Consider the following 22,064-nt stretch of genomic DNA (forward strand, 5'->3'; position numbering starts at 1 on the left):
CGCGGATCGCCGCCTCACTAGATCAGACGCCATGATGACCATGACGCTCCGGACCCTCGCGCCCGTCCTCCTCCTGCTCGGTCTCGCCGCGCCGGCCGCGGCGCAGACCGCGGTCAAGCTCGAGGGCACCTGCGAGAAGCTGGTGATCGCGGGCCAGGACCTCAGCGATTCCTGCAAGGGCGTGCTGACCAACACGGTCGCGCGCAACCTCACGAGCTTCGACTTCGCGGCCGAGGACGGGCAGACCCTGAGCTTCGGCGGCAGCGGCGCCCAGCAGGAGCGCACCGAGGAGACCGACCCGCTCCAGCCGATCAGCCGCGTCGTGCCGGGCAAGGGCGGCGCGGCGCAGGGGCCGGTCCTGGCGGTCGGCGCCTGCCGCTTCTCCACGCCGGAGCCGGGCAAGACCGCGATCACCTGTGAGGCGACCGCGCCGGGGCAGAATGCCACCTACGCGGGCACCTTCGTGACGCAGGCCAGGACCACGGCGGCCGCGCCCGAGGGGAGCGCCGCTTCGGGGGCCGCGAAGTAGCGCGCGGCGCGGGCCTTCGGGCTGGTCAACCCGGACCGCCCGTCCCATCTACGCAACGGTCCGCATCGTCGCACGGCGCGCGGACCGGTTACGACGCGCGACCGAACCGTCGGCCAGGGTTTTTGACGCGCGTGATCTCGCGAAAAGCCCTGCCCGGCGGGCCCGACCAGACCCGAGGCCCGACCCGATGCTCAACGACTTCCCCGCCGGCGACGCGCCGAAGCCCGGCGCGGCCGACCTGATCAAGGACACCACCACCGCCACCTTCCGGCAGGACGTCATCGCCGAGTCGATGAACCGCCCGGTGCTGGTCGATTTCTGGGCGCCCTGGTGCGGTCCCTGCAAGCAGCTCACCCCCGTGCTGGAGAAGGCCGTCACGGCGGCGGGCGGCGCGGTCGTGCTCGTCAAGATGAACATCGACGAGCACCCCTCCATCGCCGGCCAGCTCGGCATCCAGTCGATCCCCGCCGTCATCGCCTTCCAGCGCGGCCAGCCCGTCGACGGCTTCATGGGCGCGGTGCCCGAGAGCCAGGTGAAGGAATTCATCGCGCGGCTGGCCGGGCCCGCCGGCCCGAGCCCGATCGAGGCGGCCCTGGAGGAGGCGACCCGCCTGGTCGCGGAGGGCGACCTCGCGGGCGCCTCCGAGATCTACGCGGCGATCCTGGAGCAGGAGCCCGACAACGTCGCCGCGCTCGCGGGCCTCGCCAAGATCCAGCTCGACGCGGGGGAACTGGAGAACGCCCGGCAGCTGCTCGCCATGGTGCCGGAGGCCAAGGCTAACGATCCGGCGCTCGTCGGCGTCCGGGCAGCCCTCGAACTCGCCGAGCAGGCGGCCTCGCTGGGCGATCTCGCCGGGCTCCAGGCCCAGGTCGAGGCGAACCCGGACGACCATCAGGCCCGCTTCGACCTCGCGCTGGGCTTGGCCGCCCGGGGCGACCGCTCGGCCGCCGTCGATCACCTGATCGAGATCCGCCGCCGCGACCGCGACTGGAACGAGGACGGCGCCCGCAAGCAACTGCTTCAGTTCTTCGAGGCCTGGGGCGTGATGGACCCGGACACGATCCGCGGGCGCCGCAAGCTGTCGACGCTGCTGTTCTCGTAACCGGGCGCGGGAGGGGAGGCACGATTGAGCACCCATGCGGGCTACAAGAGCGCGGCCGATTGCCCGGCCGTGATTCCGGTCTTCCCCCTGCCCGGCGCCCTGCTGCTGCCGCGGGGCCAGATGCCGCTCAACATCTTCGAGCCGCGCTACCTCGCGATGGTGGACGACGCTCTCCGCACCGACCGGGTCATCGGCATGATTCAGCCGGACCCGGAAGGGGCGGGCGGCTCGCCGATGAACCCGCGCCTCTACCGGGTCGGCTGCCTCGGGCGGCTGACCCAGTTCGCCGAGACCGGCGACGGACGCTACCTGATCTCGCTCACCGGGATCAGCCGCTTCCGGATCGAGAGCGAGCTCGCGACCGCCAGCGCCTACCGGCGCTGCCAGGTCTCCTACGACGACTTCGCGGTGGACTTCGCGGCCCGCGCGGGCGAGGAGCATGTCGACCGCGAGGGCGTGCTGAAGGCGCTGCGCGACTTCGTGGAATCGAACGACCTCAAGGTCGACTGGGCGGGGATCGAGGAGGCGCCGAACGAGGCCCTCGTCAACGCGCTCTGCATGATGAGCCCCTTCGGCGTGCGCGAGAAGCAGGCCATGCTGGAGGCGCAAGACCTGAAGACGCGGGCCGAGATCCTGATCGCGGTCACGCAGATGGAACTGGTGCGCGGATCCGGCCCCGAGCCGACGCTGCAGTAACGAGAGCGAGCATGGCCAACGAGATCACCGCCCCCGTCGAGGCGACCCGCGTCGACCCGAAGCTCCTGGAGATCCTGGTCTGCCCGCTGACCAAGCAGACCCTGGAATACGACGCCGCCCGCCAGGAACTGATCAGCCGCTCTGCCAAGCTCGCCTACCCGATCCGCGACGGCATCCCGATCATGCTGCCGGAGGAGGCGCGCCCGCTGACCGACTGAGGCTCAGTCGGTGCCGGCCCAGGCCCGGTCGGCAGGGCCGGGCTCCCCCCCAGTAGCGTTCACGCGGCCCGGTTCGGGATCGCGCCCTTGAGCGCGGCGTAGCTCGTCATCAGGTTGCGGTAGTCGGGGATGTGGTTGGAGAGCAGCCCGGCGAGCCCCTCGACGTCGCGGCGCCAGTCGCGGTGCAGCTCGCAGGCCACCCCGAACCACGTCATCAGCTGCACCCCCGCCGCCGACATCCGGGCCCAGGCCGCGTCCCGCACCAGCGGGTCGAAGGTGCCGGAGGCGTCGGTGACCGCGAAGACCTCGAACCCCTCGGCGATCGCCGAGAGTGCCGGGAAGGCGACGCAGACCTCGGTGACCACCCCGGCGATGACGAGTTGGCGCCGGCCCGTCGCCCGGATGGCGGCGACGAAGTCGGGGTTGTCCCAGGCATTGATCTGGCCGGGTCGGGCGATGAAGGGCGCGTCCGGGAACTTCGCCTTCAGCTCCGGCATCAGCGGGCCGTTCGGCCCCTCCTCGAAGCTCGTGGTCAGGATCGTCGGCAGCTCGAAATAGGCCGCGAGATCGGCCACCGCGAGCACGTTGTTGCGGAACTTGTCCGGCTCGATGTCGCGCACCAGGGACAGGAGACCGGCCTGGTGATCGACCAGGAGGATGACGGCCTGATCGAGGTCGAGGCGGCTGTACGGCTTGGTCATGGCTGAAGGTCTCCTCTCGGGTCGCGGCCCCGGCCGCTTCGCTCTCCGCCGCGCTGTCCGGGCGGTAACGGGATCAGAATGCCGCCACCGCCTGATGCGCGAAAGCGAAACGATCGAAAGGTATCGTTTCCAAGATTTGACTGATGGAAGCCGCGTCAGGCCGGGTCGGCGTACTGCGCGAGCCCGTTGCCGAAGGACCAGTTCTCCGTCTTCACCTCGACGAGGTTGATCAGGACGTCCTCCGCCCTCAGGCCGGGATCACCCACGAGGGTGTCCACGATGCGGCGGTAGAGCGCCCGCTTCTGCGCGAGGCTGCGCGTGTCGTTGCAGGTGATCTGCACGATCACGAGGTCGTCGCTGCGGGCGATCCCGAGGTAGCCGGCCCCGTAGGCAAAATTCTCCACTTCGTGCTCGTGGATCATCACGAAGCGGTCGTCCTCCGGGACCCCGAAGGTCTCGCGCAGGGCGGCGTAGACGCCCTCGCCCAGGGCGGCGCGGTAGGCGGCGGGCTTGCCCGCGCGCAGGGAGATGCGGATCAGCGGCATGGCACTTCCTCTGGTCGGGGGCGGGTCTTCAGGAATGGGATAGGCGGGCCCAGCCGGGGGCGGCGAGGTGGAGCACGCGCTCGTGCGTCGCGTCGCCATCCCGCCGGAGCGTGAGGCGGACGAGACGCCACGCGCCCGGATCGAGCGCGCTGACGGCGGCGCAGGCGCCCTCCGCCAGGGCCGAGGCGGCGCGCTCGGCCTCCGCGGCGCGCAGCGCGGCGAGACCGCGGGTCTCGGCGATCGGCACGACCTCCTGCACCAGGACGGCCGCGCCGTCCGGTGAGCTGGCCGCCACGGCGAGGGGGAGAAAAGTCTCGACGCGCGGCCGGCCGAAGCCGTCCGTCACGGCCCGGAAGCGGTCGTCGGTGAGGAAGCCGGAGGCGGCGGCCGGGTCCAGCCAGAGATAGGTCGCGGCGTAGACGTTGCCCGCGGCGCCTCCCGCGCGCTCCGCGACCGAGAAAGCCTTGAAGCCGAGCCCCGGGGTCGCGTCCCAGAGCGGCCCGCGCTCGGCGACGCGTCCGCGGATGCGGGCCATGTCGTAATCGGCGGGCAGGCGGTGGCGGTAGCGCAGGACCAGCATGTTCGGGCTCCGGCAATCGGGCAGGTCCCGTCTTGCCGAATCGCGAGCATCAGGAAAACATATCGTTGTTTATTCGTGCGATGAGCGTTCGTTATGGTTGTGCCGGCCCGTGCCCTCGATTCCGATGCCGTTCAGGCCTTCGTGCTGGTGGCCGATCTCGGCGGCTTCACCCGGGCGGCCGAGGCGCTCGGCACGTCCCAGGCCGCGGTGAGCCTGCGCCTCAAGCGGCTGGAGGAGCGCCTCGGCCACCGCCTGATCGAGCGCACGCCGCGGCGGGTCCGCCTGTCCGAGCGCGGCGAGGCCTTCCTGCCCGCGGCGCGCGACCTCCTGGCCGCCCAGGCGCGGGCCTGGCAGCAGGTGGCGCCAGAGCCGCCTCGGCGGCTGATCCTCGGGATCAGCGACCACGTGGCCGGGCCGGAACTGCCGGTCCTGATCGGGCGCATCGCCGCGCAGGATCCGGGCCTCCTCATCGAGGTGCGGATCGCCGGCTCGCGCGACCTCGTGGCGGCCTTCGCCCGCGCCGAGATCGACGCCGCGATCGTGCGCAGCGAGGACGGGCCGCTGCCGCGACGGGGCGAGGGGCGGCTCCTCGCCCGCGAGCCCTTGGGCTGGTTCGCGGGGCCCGGCTTCCGGCACCGGCCGGGGGAGGCGCTGCGGCTCGCCACCCTGGCGGGCTCCTGCGGGGTGCGCGAGACGGCTTTGCGCTGCCTCGACGCGGCCGGCATCCCCTGGACCGAGGTCTTCGTCGGGGGCGGCGTGCTCGCGGTCGGCGCTGCGGTCAGCGCCGGGCTCGGCGTCGCGGCGCTGGCCCGCCGGGTCGCACCGCCCGGCGCGGTCGAGGTCGGCGAGCGCCTCGGGCTGCCGCCCCTGCCGACCGCCGACGTGGTGCTGCACGCCCGCGCCCGGGAGCCGCGCGCGACCGCGGCCCTGCGCCTCGTCGGCGCGGCCTTCCGCGCGGCCGCGACCGTTTGAATCGGGCGCGGCCGGTTCAGCTCCCGTACAGCTCCGGGACGGCACTCAGCACGTCAGGATCTGAACAGGCGCGATGTCCCGACAGCAAAGCTTGGGCGTTCGCAAGAATTCGGCGTCATATTCTCGCCGTTTCCCAGATCTACCCGGGCGTATCGCCTGAAAACGGACCCGAAGGGTCCCGCAACGAGAACACGCCGCGCGGCGCGCAGCGAACCGTACGGCTTTGCCTCTGGGGGAGCACATGACCACGACACCCACCGCCCTCGCCCTCGCCGCCGGCCTCGCCCTCTTCGGCCTTATGCCGGCCGCGACCGCCCGGGCGGCCGACTACACGGGCACGTGGCGCGTCGAGCTGGTGACCGAGAGCGGGCTCTGCGACAGCCGCTACAGCTACGCCGTCTCCATTCAGGAGGGGCAGGTGCGCCTCGCCTCGGCGGCGGATGCCGGCACCCGGATGAGCGGGCGCGTCGGCGCCGACGGCACGGTCGGGCTCACGGTCTCGAACGGCGGCACCAGCGGCGCCGCCTCGGGCCGGCTCCAGGCCCAGACCGGCTCGGGCACCTGGAAGGTCTCGGCCCTGTGCTCGGGCAGCTGGACGGCGCGGCGCAGCAACACCCGCACCGCGCAGGCGGAGTAGGTCTTTCGGGCGGTCGATGCGGCGGCCTCAGGCCGTCGCCAGCCAGGAGCGCGCCTCGTCGAGGCGGGCGCGCTCGAACACGCGGATCTGCGCGGGCGAGACGAAGTTGAAGGTCTCGGCCAGCGCCTTCAGCCAGGGCGCGTCGGTGACGAGCGCGACGTGGCTGACGCTCTTCATCATCGAGAGGCCGAAGCGCGGGTCCTTGAAGAAGGCCGCGGGCTCCATGCCCTCGAAGGCGCGGATGTCCTCCAGGAGCTTGAGCTTGCCGCCCTTGTCGAGGTCGGCCTTCATCGCGGTCATGGCCGCGTCCATCTCCGCGTCGGTGATCTTCCCGTCGACCACGATCTCGGCGACGTTGGTGTCCGGCTTCTTGGTGTAGCTCAGCACAGGGCGGGCTCCTCAGGGGCCGTTGCGGCCGACCACTCTCCTACAAAAAGCTCTGCGGGTCGACATCGACCGCCACCCGCACGCTGCCGCGGGGCTTCGGCGCGCGCGCGAGCCAGTCGCGCAGGTAGCTCTGCAGATCGACGTTGCGCTCGGTCTTCACCAGGAGACGGAAGCGATAGCGCCCGCGCACGAGCGCCAGCGGCGCCTCGGCGGGCCCCAGCACCATGGCGCCTGCCGGCGGCTCGGCGACGCGCGCCAGCGCCTGCCCCTGGGCCTCCGCGGCCTCGCGCTCGGCCGCCGAGACGATCAGCGCCGCGAGGCGCCCGAATGGCGGCAGGCCCGCGGCCTCTCGGGCGGCAACCTCCTCCGCGTAGAAGCGCTCCGCGTCTCCTGAGAGCAGCGCCGCGATCACCGGGTGCGTCGGCTGGTAGGTCTGCACCAGGGCACGGCCCGGGCGCTCGCCGCGGCCCGCGCGACCGGTCACCTGCTGAAGTAGCTGGAAGGTGCGCTCGGCCGCCCGCGGGTCACCGGAGGTCAGGCCGATATCGGCGTCGAGCACGCCGACCAGCGTCAGGTGCGGGAAGTTGTGGCCCTTGGCGACGAGCTGCGTGCCGACGACGATGTCGCACTCGCCGGCCGCCACCGCCTCCAACTCCATGCGCAGCCGCTCGGCGCCGCCGGGGAAGTCGCTCGACAGCACGATGATGCGTCGGTCCGGGAACAGCTCGGCGACCTCCTCGGCGATGCGCTCGACGCCCGGCCCGCAGGCCGTGAGGTTGTCGAAGGTGCCGCACTCGGTGCAGGCCTGCGGACGCGGCTCGGCGTAGCCGCACTGGTGGCAGACCAGCGCCTTGCGGAATCGGTGCTCGACGAGCCAGGTCGAGCAATTGCGGCAGCGGTAGCGGTGGCCGCAGGCCCGGCAGAGCGTGAGCGGCGCGTAGCCGCGACGGTTGAGGAAGAGCAGCGACTGCTCGCCCGCCGCGAGGTTCGCCTTGATGGCGTTGATGAGCGGCGGGCTCAGGAAACGGCCGCGCTCCGGCCCGTCGAGGCGCATGTCGATCGCCCGGATGTCGGGCAGGCGCCGCCCGCCGAAGCGCTCGGGCAGCCGGACGTGGCGGTAGCGCCCGCGCTCGGCGTTGACCCGGCTCTCGATGGAGGGCGTGGCGGAGGCCAGCACGACGGGGCAGCCCTCCAGGCGCCCGCGCACCACAGCCATGTCGCGGGCGTGGTAGTGCACTCCGTCCTCCTGCTTGTAGGCGGACTCGTGCTCCTCATCGACTACGATGAGGCCGAGATGCCGGAAGGGCAGGAACAGGGCCGAGCGGGCGCCGACCACGACGCGCGCCTCGCCCGCCGCGACGGCGGCCCGCAGCCGCTCGCGCCGCCTTCCGCCGACGCCCGAGTGCCAGGCGGCCGGGCGCACCCCGAAGCGGGCTGCGAAGCGGTCGAGGAACTGCGCGGTCAGCGCGATCTCGGGCATCAGGATCAGCGCCTGCCGGCCCCCGCGGACGCAGTGGGCCACGGCCTCGAAATAGACCTCGGTCTTGCCCGAGCCGGTGACGCCTTCGAGCAGCACCGGGCCGGGGAGCGACGCCTCGGCATGGGCTAGGCTCTCTCCGGAGCCGCGCCGCTCCCCCTCTCCCGTGGGGGAGAGGGGACCCGCGTCCGGTGCGGCGAGGTTCGGGACCGCTGCCGGGAGAAGCGTTCTGGCCGGCCCGGCGATCAGCTCGATCGCCGCCGCCTCCTGCGCGTCGGACAGCGGCACGCGCGGGTGGTCCGGGTCCGGCGGGGGCGCGACCGCCTCGGGCTCCACCGCGACCGCCTCCAGGGCGCCGTCGTCGATGAGCCCGTCGACCACGCTGAGCGAGACGCCCGCCGCCTTGGCGAGGGCGCTCTTCCCGTGCAGCGCCCCGTCGGCGGCGGCCTCCAGCACCTTCCGGCGGGCGGGCGTCGCGCGGGCCGGCGCCTTGCCGGAGACGCGCACGCCGACGCGGGCGGTCTCGCGGGCGGCGGCCTCGTCGGGCAGGCGCAGCACCATGGCAAGCGCCGAGCCCTTCGGGGCGAGCGTGTAGCGGGCGATCCAGTCGACGAGCTTCCGCAGGGGCTCGGAGAGCGGCGGAGCATCGACCCGGCCCGTCACCGGCCGCAGGTTCGAGCCGCCCGCTGTGTGGGCGAGGCCCCAGACCACGCCGACCGTCTCGCGGGGCCCGAGCGGCACCTGCACCACGTCGCCCGCGTCCAGCCGCAGCCCCTCGGGCACGACGTAGCTGTAGGCCGTGTCGAGGGCGAGCGGGATCAGGATCTCGGCAACGTCGGGCATGGAATTCGTGCGTGCAGGGCGCAGGGCCCGTTCCGGGTCCGTACCATAGGGCGCGCGAGAATGCGGCGCTCAGCGCCGCCGCAACGTGTGGGCGAGCGGCAGCGCCGCGAGACTCAGGGCCGCCATCGCCCAGAAGGCCCGCGCGCCGAACGCGGCGTAGAGCGGACCGGAAGCCAGCGTCACGAGGGCGCCTGCCAGCCCCAGGCCGACGCTGCCGTAGAGGGTGAGGGCGGTGGCCCGCAAGCGCGGCGGCACCGTCTCGGCAATGAGCCCCAGGCAGGCGAGATGCAGGAGCGCGAAGCTGAGGCCGTGGAGCGCCTGCGCGCCGACGAGCCAGGGAAGGGCGGTCGTCTGGGCGGCGATCACCCAGCGCAGCGCCCCGGCGCCCGCTGCCAGGGCGAGACCGCCCGCGAGGCCGATCCGCGCGAGGAGCGGCGGGCCAACGCCCAGGAAGACCAGCACCTCGGCGGCCACCGCCTCGGCCCAGAGCAGGCCCGCCGCCCCGGCGCCGATCCCGGAGCTGCGCCAGAGGATCATCGCGAAGGCCTCGTGCAGGCCGTGCGCGCCGACGACCAGGGCGGCGACGAGCAGGGTACGGCGGAAGGCGGAGAGGTGCAGCAGGGCACCGAGGCCTCCTCCCAGGCCCTGTTCGGCCCCCAATCCTGCGCCCGGCTCGCGCTCGCCCGTGGGCAGGCGCTGCGCGAGCCAGCCCGCGCCGACGAACAGCAGGGCACCGACGAGGACGGCTGCCGCGAGGCCGCGCGCCTCCACCAGCCAGCCCGCCGCCGCGGAGGCCGCGATGAAGGCGGCCGAGCCCGCTGCCCGAACCCGCCCGTAGGTGAAGGCCTCTCCCCCGCGCGCCGCCCCGAGCGCCAGCGCGTCGGCGAGCGGGGCCAGCGGCGCGGTCGCCACCGCGTAGGCGAGGCCCGCGGCGAGCACCGGCCCGAAGCCGTGGACCGGCAGGTGCGCCGCCGCGCACAGGCCCGCCGCGACCGCACTCGCGGCCAGGATCGGGCGGGCCGCGTCCCGGGCATCGGCGAGACGCCCGGCGATCGGGGCGGCCACTAGGCGGACAAGCGTCGCGGCGGCCAGCACGAGGCCGATCGCCTCGGGCGTGAGCCCGCGGGCCGCCATCAGATTCGGTAGGAGCGGCGACAGGCAGCCATAGGCGCCGTAGAGCCCGGCGTAGAGCGCGAGGTAGCGCGCGAATCCGGCCCGTTCCGCCACGTCGTCCCCCGGCCTCCCGACACCGATCGACCTATACCGGATTGCGCCGGCGGGAGCGGCGCGTCAGGAACGGCCGATGCACCACCCGCAGCCGACACGACTCCGTTTTCCAGACTGCACGGATCCCCTCTCCCCGCGCGCGGGGAGAGGCCTGTCCGCACCTTGTCGTGCGGACAGGAAGCGCAGGCGAAGCCGGAGCGGCGGCGAGGGGGCTTTGACGGAGAGGTCTCATCCGTCGGAGCCCCCTCACCATCGGGTCGATCCCTTCGGGATCGATGCGCCGCCTCGCTTCATGCCCCCGCAAGAGGGCATGAAGCCCTCTCCCCACAGGCGGGGAGAGGGGAGCTGCGGAAATCCGTGGCGCGGATCCGGATGTGTCGGCGCAAGCGCCGCGAGGCTGGCCCCCGCACATGCCTGAGACGCCCCGCCTCGAACTCGACCGCATCGGCTGCCGCTTCGGGCCGGTGCGGGCCCTCGACGACGTCTCGCTCGCGGTGGCGGGCGGGGAGATCGTCGGGCTGCTCGGCGATTCCGGCTGCGGCAAGAGCACCCTGCTGCGGATCGTGGCCGGGCTGGAGACGCCCGACCGGGGCACCCTTCGCCTCGACGGGCGGGAGATACGCCCCGGCGTGCCGCCCGAGTTGCGCGGCGTCGGCATGATGTTCCAAGACTACGCTCTGTTCCCGCACCTCACGGTCGCCGAGAACGTGCGCTACGGCCTCGCCGGCCGCGGGCGCGCCGAGGCCGAGGCGGCGGCGACCGGGCGGCTCGCCCAGGTGGGGCTCGCGCACCGCGCCGCGGCCTATCCGGACACGCTGTCGGGCGGCGAGGCGCAGCGGGTGGCGCTAGCCCGGGCGCTCGCGCCGGGCCCGCGCCTGCTCCTCCTCGACGAGCCCTTCTCGAATCTCGACCGGCGCACCCGCGACCGGGTGCGGGCCGACACGCTTGGCGTCCTGCGCGCGGCAGGTGCCACGGCGCTCCTCGTCACGCACGATCCGGAGGAGGCGATGGAGGTCTGCGACCGGATCGCGCTGATGCGGGCCGGGCGCGTGGTGCAGGTGGGCACGCCCGAGGCTCTCTACCGCCGCCCGGTGAACCGCTTCGCCGCCCGCTTCTTCGGCGACCTCGTCGAGGTCGCGGGACCCTGCCGGGGCGGGGCGCTGGAGACGCCCCTCGGAACCTTCCCGGCGCCCGGCTTCGCGGAGGGCGCGCAGGCGCAGGCGGCCTTCCGCCCGCAGGCGCTGCGGATCGCACCCGCGGGCGAGGGCCACGCCGCCCGCGTCGCGCGACGGGTCTATCTCGGCACGCAGGCGCGGCTGGAGATCGAGGCCGCGGGCTTCGCTGAGCCCGTGCGCCTCGCGGTCGCGCCGGAGGACGCGCGCCGGCTGGGCGAGGCGGTCGGCCTCGTGCTGGCGGGCGAGGCCCCTTTATTTTCGCGCCGGGCGAGGATTAGAAATGGATGCCGGCGCGTGCTGGCCCTGTAGATTTTAACTGTTTTAGATCAAAAACTTAGATCTTGCTTTCCGGCGGCCGATGCCGCTCAACCTCCCGCGCCTCAGGGAGGAAAGCATGCCTCGAACCGCCGGATACGCCCTTCTCGCCACGCTCCTCGCGGCCGTGTCCGCGCAGGCCGCGGAGGTGAACCTCTACACCACCCGCGAGCCCGGCCTGATCCGGCCGATTCTCGACGCCTACACGGCCAAGACCGGCACGACCGTCAACACGGTCTTCGTCGAGAAGGGGCTGGCCGAGCGCGTGGCCGCCGAGGGCGAGCGTGCCAAGGCCGACGTGCTGATGACGGTCGATATCGGCAACCTGATCGAGCTGGTCGATCGCAGCCTCTCCCAGCCGGTAAAGTCCGCCGCGCTCGAAGCCGCCGTGCCGGCCTCCCTGCGGGACCCGGAGGGGCGCTGGTTCGCGCTCTCGTCCCGAGCCCGCGTCGCCTACGCGGACGCGCGCGACTTCGCCGACCTGAAGGCGCTCTCCTACGAGGAACTGGCGGACCCGAAGTGGAAGGGCAAACTCTGCCTGCGTTCGGGCCAGCACCCCTACAACACGGCGCTGATCGCCCACCACCTCGTCAAGCACGGGGCCGAGAAGACCGAGGCCTGGCTGAAGGGCGTGAAGGCCAACCTCGTGCGCAAGCCCGCGGGCGGCGACCGGGACGTGGCCCGCGACATCCTGGCCGAGACCTGCGAACTCGGTCTCGGCAACTCCTACTATGTGGGCCTGATGCGGTCGGGCAAGGGCGGGCCGGAGCAGGTGAAGTGGGGCGAGGCGATCACGGTCGCGCTGCCGACCTTCGAGGGCGGCGGCACGCACGTCAACGTCTCCGGCGCGGTGGTGGCGAAGAACGCCCCGAACCGCGACGAGGCGGTGAAGCTCCTCGAATACCTCGTCTCCGACGAGGCCCAGGGACTCTACGCCCAGGCGAACTACGAGTACCCGGTCAAGGCCGGCGCCAAGATCGACCCGCTGCTCACCGCGATGGGCCCGCTCGCGATCGACCCGACGCCGCTCGCCGAGATCGCCCGCAACCGCAAGGCCGCGAGCCTGCTGGTGGACAAGGTCGGCTTCGACAACTGACGCGCAAATCTCCCTCCGCCGCCCGGCGGAGGGAGAGGCCGGACCTCGCGGCAAGCCCGCAAACAGGCACACTTTTCCCGCGCGACGCGCTATGAGGGTGCCATGAGCCGCGCCGCCGCCCGCCCCGACGTCCTCACCGCCATCGGTGACACCCCGCTGATCCGCCTGCGTCGGGCGTCCGAGGAGACCGGCTGCACGATCCTCGGCAAGGCCGAGTTCCTGAATCCCGGCCTCTCGGTGAAGGACCGGGCCGCGCTCTCGATCGTACAGGACGCGGAGGCGCGCGGGCTGATCCGGCCGGGCGGCACCATCGTGGAGGGCACGGCCGGCAATACGGGCATCGGCCTCGCGCTGGTAGCCTCGGTGCGCGGCTACCGCACCGTGATCGTCATTCCCGAGACGCAGTCGGCCGAGAAGAAGCAGACCCTGCGGCTCGCCGGCGCCCGCCTCGTCGAGGTGCCGGCGGTGCCCTTCGCCAACCCCAACAACTACGTGCACGTGGCCCGGCGCCTCGCCGAGAGCCTAGCTGAGCGCGATCCCGCGGGCGCCTTCTTCGCCGACCAATTCGACAACGTCGCCAACCGGCGCGCCCATGTGGAGCGGACCGGGCCCGAGATCTACGAGGGGACGGGCGGCTCGGTCGACGGCTTCGTCTGCGCGGCCGGCACCGGCGGCACGCTCGCGGGCGTCGCCGAGGCGTTGTGGGTCGCCAAGCCCGGCGTGAGCATCGCGCTCGCCGACCCCGAGGGCTCGGCCCTCTACGCGCACTACACCGCCGGAACGCTGAAGGCCGAGGGCTCCTCGATCACCGAGGGCATCGGCCAGGGCCGCGTCACCGGGAATCTCGCGGGATTCACGCCCGACCACGCCTTCCGCATCCCCGATGCCGAGGCGCTGGCGATCGTGTTCGGGCTGATGCGGGAGGAGGGCCTGTCGCTCGGCGGCTCGTCCGGCATCAACGTGGCGGGGGCGATCCGGCTGGCCAAGCGGCTCGGACCGGGCCACACGATCGTGACGATCCTGTGCGACGGCGCGGCGCGCTACGCCTCGAAGCTGTTCAATCCGGCCTTCCTCGCCGAGCGCGGCCTGCCCGTGCCGGACTGGCTCGACGCGCCCGCCGAGGATCTGCCGGACTGGCGGGCCTGAGGACCCTGGCAGGCCTGAGGGCCCGCTGGCCCTCGCTCAGCGGCTGGAGCCGCCGCCGTTCGCGCTGCCCTGCGGGATCGCGCGCTCCGGCTGACCCGCATTGCCGCCGGCCGCCGAGTTCGTCGTGATGGTCTCCGCGCCCGTGCTGCCGCGCGAGATGATCAGGCTCGGATCGTTGCCGGTCGTGTTCGGCTGAGGCTGGACGATGGTTTGGGTTGCCCCCGGACTGCGGAGTGGGGCCAATCCCTGCGCCAGGGCAGGCGCGGCGACGAGCAGCGCGAGAGCGCTGATGGTGAGTGTCTTTGTCATGGGGGCTCCGTGCCGGATTTTCCGGCGTGTAGGGCGGCAACCGCGGGATGTGCCGAAGGTTTCCGGACGCATGCTGAGCGTGCGGCACCGCACCAAAGATGTGCTGTGACTGTCCGGCTGCGGTCGAACACCCCCGCAGAGCCGGGCGTGACTGTGCCGGTTGTCCGTTCGACATCCAGGGCGTTGCGATGGTCCTTCCACCAGATGAGATGCCAGCACCGATGCAGGCGACGCGTTTCGGCCCGGCCGCCGCCGCCATCCTCGTCGCCGCCCCGGCCGCCTGCATGACCGATGTCCTGGCTGTTCCGGTCATGCCGCCCCGCTGAGGCGCAGCCTCGCGACGCAGAAAGGCCCGCCGCGGCGGTGCCGGGCGGGCCTGGACTGGGGCCGCGGTGCGTTGGCGGCTCAGTTGCGGACGAGCGCGCCGGCGGGGCCGCCGGCATGCTGGCCGGAATAGCGGTAGGCCGAGGCGGCAGCGTGCCGGACCGCGGAGCCCTGCGCGGGCGCGACGTAGCCCGGATAGGCCGAGGCCGGATAGGGGCTGTGACGCGAGTCGAGGCCCTGGGCGAGGGCTGGCGACGCGACGGTCGCGGCGAGCAGCGCGGCGGCGATGATGCGAGACGTCATGATGATCTCCCGTGTCTCAGGGGTGAGGAAATCATCCGGTCTAAGGTGGAGTGAGAAAGATCGTGCCTTCGCAATCTTGCGCGGTCTTGGTCGCTCCGGCTGTCCTTGGCCGAATGCAGTGACGAAACGGGTGATAAGCCTGCCGGTTCGCGATGATCCGTGCGATCTCGCACCTGCAAAACAACGATGCGTCGACCGCTCGATCGATCTATCGGCCATAGCCGCCGCAGTCCCATCCCGAGCCGAGCAATAAAAATCAAGCGTGACCGAACGAAGTGGACCGCCTCGGCGTTTGAACGGTCAAGCTCACATCCTGTGCAGCTGCCGGAGTCCACGCAGCATGTCCCTCGTCACCATCCTGCTGATCATCCTGATCATTCTCGCCTTCGGCGGCGGCGGCTTCCTCGGCGGCGGCGCCTATCGCGGCCCCGGCTTCGGCCTCGGCGGCATCCTGCTGATCATCCTCATCGTGCTGCTCGCCACCGGGCGGCTCTGACCCCGCTTGTCGCCCGGCGCCCTCAGCGCGCACAGGTGACTGCGACCACGGCCGGCGCGACCGCGCCGGCCGATGACCCCGCGGGGCCGCCCAACGCGGCGGGGATGCCGTTCCGGCGCAGGAAATCCGCCACCGCCGCGCCCGGCAGGACCGGGTAGCTCGCGGGCGGCGCTACACCGGCGACGAGGCGCGGCGCGCCCGGATAGCGGGCGACGATGCCGGCGAGCGCGCCCGCGCGGTCGAGCACCGGCGCGCCGGCCGCGCCCGGCTGGAGGGGCGCCACCAGGCCGGCCCCCTGCGCCGTGCCGGGCGCGACGATGCTCCCCTCCGCGCTGGCGGCCACCACCGTCAGCGCCTCGTCGGCGCCGGCCGGCGTCCCGCGCGGCGCGGGCAGGACCGGGGCCGGCAGGCCCGCCGCCTCGATCAGCGCCAGCCCCTGCGCCGGGTCGCTCGCGAGTACGCGGGCCGCCGCGGCGCCGACGCGCGGCACGCAGCCGGCGAGCGCGGAGGCCGCGGTCAGCACCCGTCCCGGCGCCACGACGAGGCCGGTCGCCGCGGGCGCCGCCCCGGCCCGCGGGAGCGCGGGCAGCGCGGATGGAAGGGCGGTCGCCGGAAGGGCCGGCTGCGCGGGCGTGGGCGCCTTGATGGCGGACTGCGGCGCGGATCCCCCCGGCGTCTCCGCCGGGGCATCGGGGAAGGGCACGAAGCTGTTGGCGACCGCGATCACCAGCCGGTCGACCTCGGAGGCGAGGCGGCTGTCGTAGCCGAGGGTGAAGCCCCGCACGCCCGCCGGCCCCGCGGCGTAGCGGATGTAGGAGCGACCCGTCGCGGTCTCGCCCGTCACCACGATGAAGTCCGGCCGCTTCAGCTTGTAGGTCACGCGCCGGTCCGGCGTCGGCGCGGTGGCACGCTCGAACAGCGTGTCGAGGGACGCGGCCTCCGGCGGGAAGGCGCGGGTCTCCAGCGTCACGCGGCCGTCCGCGCTCTGCCAGCGCGTGCCGGCAGGCAAAGGGCCGGGCAAGGCCGTGCGCTTGGAAAGAAGGTGCTCGGGCACGCCGATCGTCACGCCGCTCGCCGGGTCCGTGCGCACGCCGAACCGCGCCGCCCGCCTGGCCGCCTCGCCCGCCGCGAGGATCGCCCGGCGCACGCCTGGGTCGAGCGGGTCGCGGGCCTCACCGGTGCGGGTCCGGTAGGCGTTCAGCCCCTCGAAGGTGCGCCGGCCGAAGGCGCCGCTGACCACGCTGTTGTAGTCGCCGGTCCAGACGAGGGCGTCCTGCAGCGCCTTGCGTTCGGATTCCGGCAGCGCCTCGAACGCTGCGCGCATCGCCTCCACGGCGGGGTCGGGCGCCGCGGCGGGCGGACGCTGCGCCGGCTGTGCGGTGGCCCCCACGGGAAGCGCGAGCGTGGCGGCGAGGGCGGCGGCGCGAAGCCGGATGCGCGGCATGGTCCCGTGTCCCGATCCTCTGACCGAATGAGCTTGGCAGGCCACCCGGGCGAAGGCCAGCCCGAATCCGGACGGAGGGGCGAGCCCGGTCCGCCAGGACCGATCTTTGGGACGCCGCATCCGGCGCGGCGATTGCGGCCACCCGCCGAAATGCTACGGTCCGGCCCGCGCCGCCGGGATTCGGGCGCGGCGCGTGTGACGCAGGCAGCCGCGGAGCAGGTCATGGCGCGTTCGTCGAGGCTCCGGCACGGATGGGCCCTGCTCGCGGGCGCTCTCGCCCTGGCCGCACCGGTCGCGGCCCAGACCCCGCCCGCCCCCGCGGCCCGCCTCGCGGGCAAGGCCGTTCCGAAGAAGAGCTTCGTGCGCGAGGATCTGGCCAGCGCCGGGGTGCGCCTGGAGGCCGCCCTGAAGGATGAGGCCCGGGGCGGCAACCGGAATGCCGCGCAGGCCCGGCGCGACGGCGAGGCCTTCGTCCAGGCCGGCCGCCCGGCCCAGGCGCTGCCGCTGCTGGCCGCCGCCGTCGCCGCCGAGCCCGCCGACCCGCAGAACTGGCTCGCCTACGCCCGAGCGGCGGACGCGCTGGGCAACGACGAGCAGGCCGGCACCTACAGCGAGCGCTACCGCCGCCGGCAGGCCGCGCTGGCCGCCGCCTACACGGCCTATCTGCGATCGAGCACGCCCCAGGCCGAGGCGCGGGCGCTGGCCTTCCTGGGCGAGGCGCAGGGGCGGCAATCCGCCTGGCGGCCGGCGATCGAGGCCTACCGGGCGAGCCTCGCGCTCGACGATCAGGAGAGCGTGCGCGAGACCTACGAGGAGCTGCGGGCCGAGCACGGCTTCCGCATCCTCGACTATAAGGTCGATTCGGACGCCGCCGCCCCGCGCGCCTGCTTCACCTTCTCGGAGAGCCTCGCGCCCAAGACCGACTTCGCGCCCTTCGTGGCGGTGGCGGGCGCGGCGAACGCGGCGGTGACGGCTGAAGCGCAGCAGGTCTGCGTCGACGGGCTGAAGCACGGCAGCCGCTACAGCATCGTGCTGCGCCAGGGCCTGCCCTCCGCGGTCGGCGAGAGTCTCCTGAAGGCCGCCGATTACGAGATCTACGTGCGCGACCGCGCCCCCCAGGTGCGCTTCACCGGCCGCAACTACGTCCTGCCCCGCACCGGCCAGGCCGGCGTGCCGCTGCTCTCGGTCAACGCGCCGAAGCTCGAGGTCGAGGTGCTGCGCATCGGCGACCGCGGCCTGCTGCCCGCGCTCCGCTCCGAGGAGTTCCTGAGCCAGCTCAGCGGCGCCACCGCCCAGACCATCGCCGATCAGAAGGGCGTCCGGGTCTGGAAGGGCGAGCTGGAGACAGCCAAGGCCGAGCTGAACCAGGAGGCGGTGACCGCCTTCCCGGTGCTCCAGGCGGTGGGTCGACTGGAGCCCGGCCTCTACATCATGCAGGCGCGGCCCGCCGGGACCGGCACCGAGGACGGCGATTACGAGCAGCGCGCGACCCAGTGGTTCGTGGTCTCGGATCTCGGGCTCACCGCCTTCAAGGGCCGCGACGGCGTCCACGTCTTCCTGCGCTCGCTGGCCTCGGCCGACGCGGTGGCGGATGCCGAGATCCGGCTGGTGGCGCGCAACAACGAGGTTCTGGCGACCCGGCGCACCGATAAGCGCGGCTACGCCGCCTTCGATCCGGGCCTCGCCCGCGGGGAGGGCGGCATCGCGCCGGGCCTCGTGGTGGCGCAGGTCGGCGACGATTACGGCTTCCTCGACCTCAACCTCTCGGCCTTCGACCTCACCGACCGCGGCGTGAAGGGCCGGGCGGATGCCGGCGCGGTCGAGGCCTACGTCTTCCCGGAGCGCGGGGTCTACCGCTCGGGCGAGACGGTGCAGGTCACCGCGCTCTTGCGCGACGCGCGCGGCGCCGCGATCCCGAACCTGCCCCTGACGCTGGTGGTCAAGCGGCCGGACGGCGTCGAGTATCGCCGGGTGCAGGTGGCCGACCAGGGGCTCGGCGGCCGGGCCCTCTCGCTGCCGCTGCTCTCGGGCGCCCAGCACGGGACGTGGCGCATCGCGGCCTATACCGACCCGAAGGCGCCGGCGGTCGGCGAGGCGAGCTTCCTCGTAGAGGATTACGTCCCCGAGCGCCTCGAAGTCGATCTGAAGCCGGCTCACCCCACGCTCCGGCGGGACGAGCCCGCCGAGATCGCGGTCGCGGCGCGCTATCTCTACGGCGCCCCGGGCGCGGGGCTGGAGGTCTCGGGCAGCGTCGCGGTGCTGGCCGCGCAGGGCAGCGGCATCCCGGGGCTCGACGGCTTCTCGGTCGGCCTCGACGACGAGCCCTTCGAGGCGACCAACCGGGAGATCGAGGCCCGCGCCACCACGGACGCCTCCGGCCGCACCACCGTGACCGTGCCGGTCGAGGCACCCGCGAGTCCGCGCCCGCTGGAGGCGAAGGTGACGCTGGCGGTCGGCGAGCCCGGCGGCCGGGCGCTCTCGCGCAGCGTCACCCTGCCGATCCTGCCGGCCGAGCCGGTGCTCGCCATCCGCAAGGGGTTCCGGGAACTGGCGGAGGGCGCGCCCGCCACCTTCGACGTGGTGATGGCGGCCCCCGACGGGCGCCGCCTCGCGCAGGAGGGCGTCGCCTGGACCCTGTCGCGGATCGACCGGACCTACCAGTGGTACCGGGCGGACGGGCGCTGGTCCTTCGAGCCGGTGAAGCAGGTGCGCCGCCTCGCGAACGGGACCCTGACCCTTAAGGCCGATGAGCCGGCAAAAATCTCGGCGCCGGTCGGCTTCGGCACCTACCGGCTGGAGGCGAGCGTGCCCGGCCGGCCGGGGGCGACCGCGAGCGTCACCTTCCAGGTCGGCTGGAGCGGCTCCGAGACCGCGGACGTGCCCGACCTCCTCGACCTCACCCTCGACAAGGGGGCCTACGCGGCGGGCGACACGCTGCGGGCCCGGCTGAACCCGCGCTTCCGCGGCCGGGCGACGCTCACTGTCGTCGGCGACCGGGTGCACGAGGTGCTGGACGTGGCGGTGCCGGAGGGCGGCACCACGGTCGACATCCCGGTGAAGGCGGCCTGGGGCTCGGGCGCGTATCTCGTCGCCACCGCCTACCGGCCGCTCGATCAGGCCGCCAAGCGCCTGCCGGGCCGGGCGCTCGGGCTGGCGTGGTTCTCGGTCGATCGCGCGGCGCGCAATCTCGACGTCTCCGTTGAGGCCCCGCAGAAAATTCGGCCGCGGCAGGACCTCACCCTGCCGGTGCGGCTCGCCGGGCTGAAGGCCGGCGAGGAGGCGCGCATCACCGTCGCGATGGTGGATGTCGGCATCCTCAACCTCACCCGCTACGAGGCGCCGGACCCGACGCGTTACTTCTTCGGCCAGAAGGCGCTCGGATCCGAGATCCGCGACGTCTACGGCTACCTGATCGACGGGATGCAGGGCACGCAGGGCGCGATCCGCTCCGGCGGCGACGGGGCCGGCGGGGAACTCGCCGACTCGCCCCCGACCCAGGCGCCGCTGGCGCTCTACTCGGGCGTCGTCGCGGTGGGAGCGGACGGCACCGCGCGGGTCACATTCCCGGTGCCCGCCTTCAACGGCACCGCCCGCGTGATGGTGACCGCCTGGAGCGCCGGCCGCACCGGCCAGGCCCAGGCCGACGTGATCGTGCGCGACCCCGTGGTGCTCACGGGCACGCTGCCGCGCTTCCTCAACGTCGGCGACCGCTCGCGCATCTTCGTGGCGCTCGACAATGTCGAGGGCGCGGGCGGCGCGTACACGGTCGATCTCTACCTCTCCGGCCCGGTCCTCGTCGGGGCGGAGGCGGTGCACAGCGCGATGCGGCTGGAGGCGGGCGCCAAGGGTCAGCTCGTCCTGCCGCTGACCGCGGCCGGCCCTGGGCTGGCCCGGCTCGACCTCACCCTCTCCGGGCCCGGCCTGCCCGGCGGCGTCGGCCAGAGCTTCGCGCTCAATATCGGCCCCGGCACCGGGCCGATGCTGCGCCGGACCGTGCAGACCCTGGCGCCCGGCGCAGGCCTCACCCTCTCGCCGGATCTCTTGGCCGACATCCTGCCCGGCACCGGCACGGTCTCGGTCGCGGCCTCGGCGCTGCCGGGCCTCGACGTGCCGGCGCTGCTTCAGGCCCTCGACCGCTACCCCTACGGCTGCTCCGAGCAGGTGGTCAGCCGGGCGATGCCGCTCCTCTACGTCAACCGGCTCGCCGCCCTCGACAAGCTGGCGCTCGACGACAAGCTCGACGAGCGGGTGCGCGAATCGATCGACCGGGTGCTGGCGCGCCAGGATTCGAGCGGCGGCTTCGGCCTCTGGTCGGCGCAAGCCTCGAACGACCTCTGGCTCGACGCCTACGTCACCGACTTTCTCACCCGGGCGCGCGAGCGCGGCTTCGCGGTGCCGCAGACGGCGTTCGCCCTGGCGCTCGACCGCCTGCGCAACGCGGTCGCCAACACCACCGAGGTGCGGGACGGGGGCGCCGACCTCGCCTACGCGGCCTACGTGCTAGCCCGCAACGGCCGCCCGGTGATGGGCGACCTGCGCTACCTCGCCGACACGAAGATCGGTGATTTCGCGACGCCCTTGGGCCGCGCCCAGATCGCCGCCGCGCTGGCGCTATTGGGCGACCGGACCCGGGCCGGCAAGGCGCTCGACTCGGCGCTTGGCGCCCTGCGCGGGGCCCGCGACGGGCGGGACTACCGGGCCGATTACGGCTCGCGCCTGCGCGACGGGGCGGGCCTGATCACGCTGGCCGCCGAGACCGGCATGGCCCGCGAGGCGCTTCCCCCCGTCGCCGCGGTGATCGGCGAGGAGCGGGCGCAGGGGCGCACCACCAGCACGCAGGAGAATGCCTGGCTGGTGCTGGCCGCGGCCGGCCTGACCAAGGAGGCCGAGAGCCTGTCCTTCACGGTCGACGGCGCGCCCCAGAACGGGCCGCTCGCCCGCAGCTTCCGCGGGGCGGCCCTGGAGGCGCGCCCGGTCAGCGTGGTGAACACGGGGGCCGCCCCCGTGCAGGTGGCGCTCGGCATCAACGGCAACCCGCTGGCGCCCGAGCCCGCCGAGTCGCGCGGCTACACGGTGGAGCGGACCTACCACCGGCTCGACGGCTCGGTGGTCGATCCGGCCCGCGGCATCCGCCAGAACGACCGGCTCGTGGTGGTGCTGAAGGTGACGGAGGCCAAGGCCAGCGCCGCCCGCCTGCTGCTCGTCGATCGCCTGCCCGCCGGGCTGGAGATCGACAACCCCAAGCTCCTCGACGCCGACGCGCTCACCGGCCTCAGCTTCGCCAAGAGCGACGTCGCGCCGGTCCACATCGAGTTCCGCGACGACCGCTTCGTGGCGGCCTACGACCGCACGCCGGAGCAATCCGCCTTCTTCACCGTGGCCTACACGGTGCGGGCGGTCTCGCCGGGGCGCTACCTGCATCCGGGCGCCCTGGTGGAGGACATGTACCGCCCCGACCGCTACGGCCGCACCGCCTTCGGCACGGTCGAGGTCGGGGCGGCGAAGTAGGGCAGGGGAAGTAGGGCAGGGGAAGGCGAGATAG

Annotated in this window: 20 protein-coding genes; 11 read left to right on the plus strand and 9 right to left on the minus strand. The window is 73.5% G+C overall.

All coding sequences use genetic code 11. The features are described 5' to 3' along the window. The first annotated feature begins 40 nt into the window (after positions 1-40). From DK427_RS05835 to DK427_RS05850, 4 genes are all read left to right on the plus strand, one after another. Positions 41-529 (plus strand): hypothetical protein, encoded by a 489-nt coding sequence (locus tag DK427_RS05835; RefSeq protein WP_425452552.1) that lies wholly within the window; start codon positions 41-43, stop codon positions 527-529. A 187-nt stretch (positions 530-716) separates the two neighbouring features. Further along, entirely contained in the window at positions 717-1,631 is a 915-nt protein-coding gene (trxA, locus tag DK427_RS05840; RefSeq protein ID WP_109950432.1) for a thioredoxin, read from the plus strand. Positions 1,632-1,655: 24 nt separating this feature from the next. Continuing rightward, positions 1,656-2,327 (plus strand): LON peptidase substrate-binding domain-containing protein, encoded by a 672-nt coding sequence (locus tag DK427_RS05845; protein WP_109950433.1) that lies wholly within the window; start codon positions 1,656-1,658, stop codon positions 2,325-2,327. An 11-nt stretch (positions 2,328-2,338) separates the two neighbouring features. Continuing rightward, positions 2,339-2,545 carry a Trm112 family protein gene (locus tag DK427_RS05850; RefSeq protein ID WP_109950434.1) on the plus strand — a complete coding sequence of 69 codons (207 nt, stop codon included), beginning with the start codon at positions 2,339-2,341 and terminating at the stop codon, positions 2,543-2,545. Between the two features lie 59 nt (positions 2,546-2,604). Here DK427_RS05850 and ycaC read toward each other — a convergent pair whose 3' ends face one another. The 3 genes from ycaC to DK427_RS05865 form a co-directional block, all read right to left on the minus strand. After that, positions 2,605-3,246 carry an isochorismate family cysteine hydrolase YcaC gene (ycaC, locus tag DK427_RS05855; RefSeq protein WP_109950435.1) on the minus strand — a complete coding sequence of 214 codons (642 nt, stop codon included), beginning with the start codon at positions 3,244-3,246 and terminating at the stop codon, positions 2,605-2,607. 155 nt (positions 3,247-3,401) lie between these two features. Beyond that, positions 3,402-3,791 carry a tautomerase family protein gene (locus DK427_RS05860; RefSeq protein WP_109950436.1) on the minus strand — a complete coding sequence of 130 codons (390 nt, stop codon included), beginning with the start codon at positions 3,789-3,791 and terminating at the stop codon, positions 3,402-3,404. A gap of 28 nt (positions 3,792-3,819) precedes the next feature. After that, a complete protein-coding gene (locus DK427_RS05865; protein WP_109950437.1) occupies positions 3,820-4,371 on the minus strand; it encodes a DUF4865 family protein in 552 nt (183 codons plus the stop codon). A gap of 93 nt (positions 4,372-4,464) precedes the next feature. Here DK427_RS05865 and DK427_RS05870 point away from each other — a divergent pair, with 93 nt between their 5' ends. Then, complete coding sequence (locus DK427_RS05870) at positions 4,465-5,343, plus strand: LysR family transcriptional regulator (RefSeq protein ID WP_109950438.1); 879 nt, start codon at positions 4,465-4,467, stop codon at positions 5,341-5,343. 241 nt (positions 5,344-5,584) lie between these two features. Then, positions 5,585-5,980: a hypothetical protein gene (locus tag DK427_RS05875; RefSeq protein WP_109950439.1), complete on the plus strand. Its 396-nt coding sequence runs from the start codon at positions 5,585-5,587 to the stop codon at positions 5,978-5,980. A 27-nt stretch (positions 5,981-6,007) separates the two neighbouring features. Here DK427_RS05875 and DK427_RS05880 read toward each other — a convergent pair whose 3' ends face one another. The 3 genes from DK427_RS05880 to DK427_RS05890 all read right to left on the minus strand — a co-directional run bounded on the left by DK427_RS05880 (position 6,008) and on the right by DK427_RS05890 (position 9,914). After that, on the minus strand, positions 6,008-6,367 hold the full coding sequence (locus DK427_RS05880; RefSeq protein ID WP_109950440.1) for a SpoIIAA family protein: 360 nt from the start codon (positions 6,365-6,367) through the stop codon (positions 6,008-6,010). 40 nt (positions 6,368-6,407) lie between these two features. Then, entirely contained in the window at positions 6,408-8,687 is a 2,280-nt protein-coding gene (locus DK427_RS05885; protein ID WP_109950441.1) for a primosomal protein N', read from the minus strand. 69 nt (positions 8,688-8,756) lie between these two features. Continuing rightward, positions 8,757-9,914, minus strand: a complete 1,158-nt coding sequence (locus DK427_RS05890; protein ID WP_204165277.1) for an MFS transporter — start codon at positions 9,912-9,914, stop codon at positions 8,757-8,759. 410 nt (positions 9,915-10,324) lie between these two features. Between DK427_RS05890 and DK427_RS05895 the strand changes: the two genes are divergently transcribed. The 3 genes from DK427_RS05895 to DK427_RS05905 all read left to right on the plus strand — a co-directional run bounded on the left by DK427_RS05895 (position 10,325) and on the right by DK427_RS05905 (position 13,646). Next, a complete protein-coding gene (locus DK427_RS05895) occupies positions 10,325-11,398 on the plus strand; it encodes an ABC transporter ATP-binding protein (protein WP_109950443.1) in 1,074 nt (357 codons plus the stop codon). Positions 11,399-11,483: 85 nt separating this feature from the next. Beyond that, positions 11,484-12,500 carry an extracellular solute-binding protein gene (locus DK427_RS05900; RefSeq protein ID WP_109950444.1) on the plus strand — a complete coding sequence of 339 codons (1,017 nt, stop codon included), beginning with the start codon at positions 11,484-11,486 and terminating at the stop codon, positions 12,498-12,500. Between the two features lie 102 nt (positions 12,501-12,602). Further along, positions 12,603-13,646 carry a cysteine synthase A gene (locus DK427_RS05905; protein WP_109950445.1) on the plus strand — a complete coding sequence of 348 codons (1,044 nt, stop codon included), beginning with the start codon at positions 12,603-12,605 and terminating at the stop codon, positions 13,644-13,646. Between the two features lie 36 nt (positions 13,647-13,682). Here DK427_RS05905 and DK427_RS05910 read toward each other — a convergent pair whose 3' ends face one another. Further along, positions 13,683-13,955: a hypothetical protein gene (locus tag DK427_RS05910; RefSeq protein ID WP_109950446.1), complete on the minus strand. Its 273-nt coding sequence runs from the start codon at positions 13,953-13,955 to the stop codon at positions 13,683-13,685. A 405-nt stretch (positions 13,956-14,360) separates the two neighbouring features. Continuing rightward, a complete protein-coding gene (locus DK427_RS05915; protein ID WP_109950447.1) occupies positions 14,361-14,582 on the minus strand; it encodes a hypothetical protein in 222 nt (73 codons plus the stop codon). 340 nt (positions 14,583-14,922) lie between these two features. Here DK427_RS05915 and DK427_RS05920 point away from each other — a divergent pair, with 340 nt between their 5' ends. After that, positions 14,923-15,078, plus strand: coding sequence for a DUF3309 domain-containing protein (locus DK427_RS05920; RefSeq protein ID WP_109950448.1), 156 nt, complete (start codon positions 14,923-14,925; stop codon positions 15,076-15,078). Between the two features lie 22 nt (positions 15,079-15,100). Here DK427_RS05920 and DK427_RS05925 read toward each other — a convergent pair whose 3' ends face one another. Beyond that, positions 15,101-16,522, minus strand: coding sequence for a serine protease (locus DK427_RS05925; RefSeq protein ID WP_109950449.1), 1,422 nt, complete (start codon positions 16,520-16,522; stop codon positions 15,101-15,103). Positions 16,523-16,744: 222 nt separating this feature from the next. Here DK427_RS05925 and DK427_RS05930 point away from each other — a divergent pair, with 222 nt between their 5' ends. Beyond that, positions 16,745-22,030, plus strand: a complete 5,286-nt coding sequence (locus DK427_RS05930; protein WP_109950450.1) for an alpha-2-macroglobulin family protein — start codon at positions 16,745-16,747, stop codon at positions 22,028-22,030. Positions 22,031-22,064: the final 34 nt, after the last annotated feature.

Origin of the sequence: Methylobacterium radiodurans (assembly GCF_003173735.1) — a bacterium.
Taxonomy (GTDB): domain Bacteria; phylum Pseudomonadota; class Alphaproteobacteria; order Rhizobiales; family Beijerinckiaceae; genus Methylobacterium; species Methylobacterium radiodurans.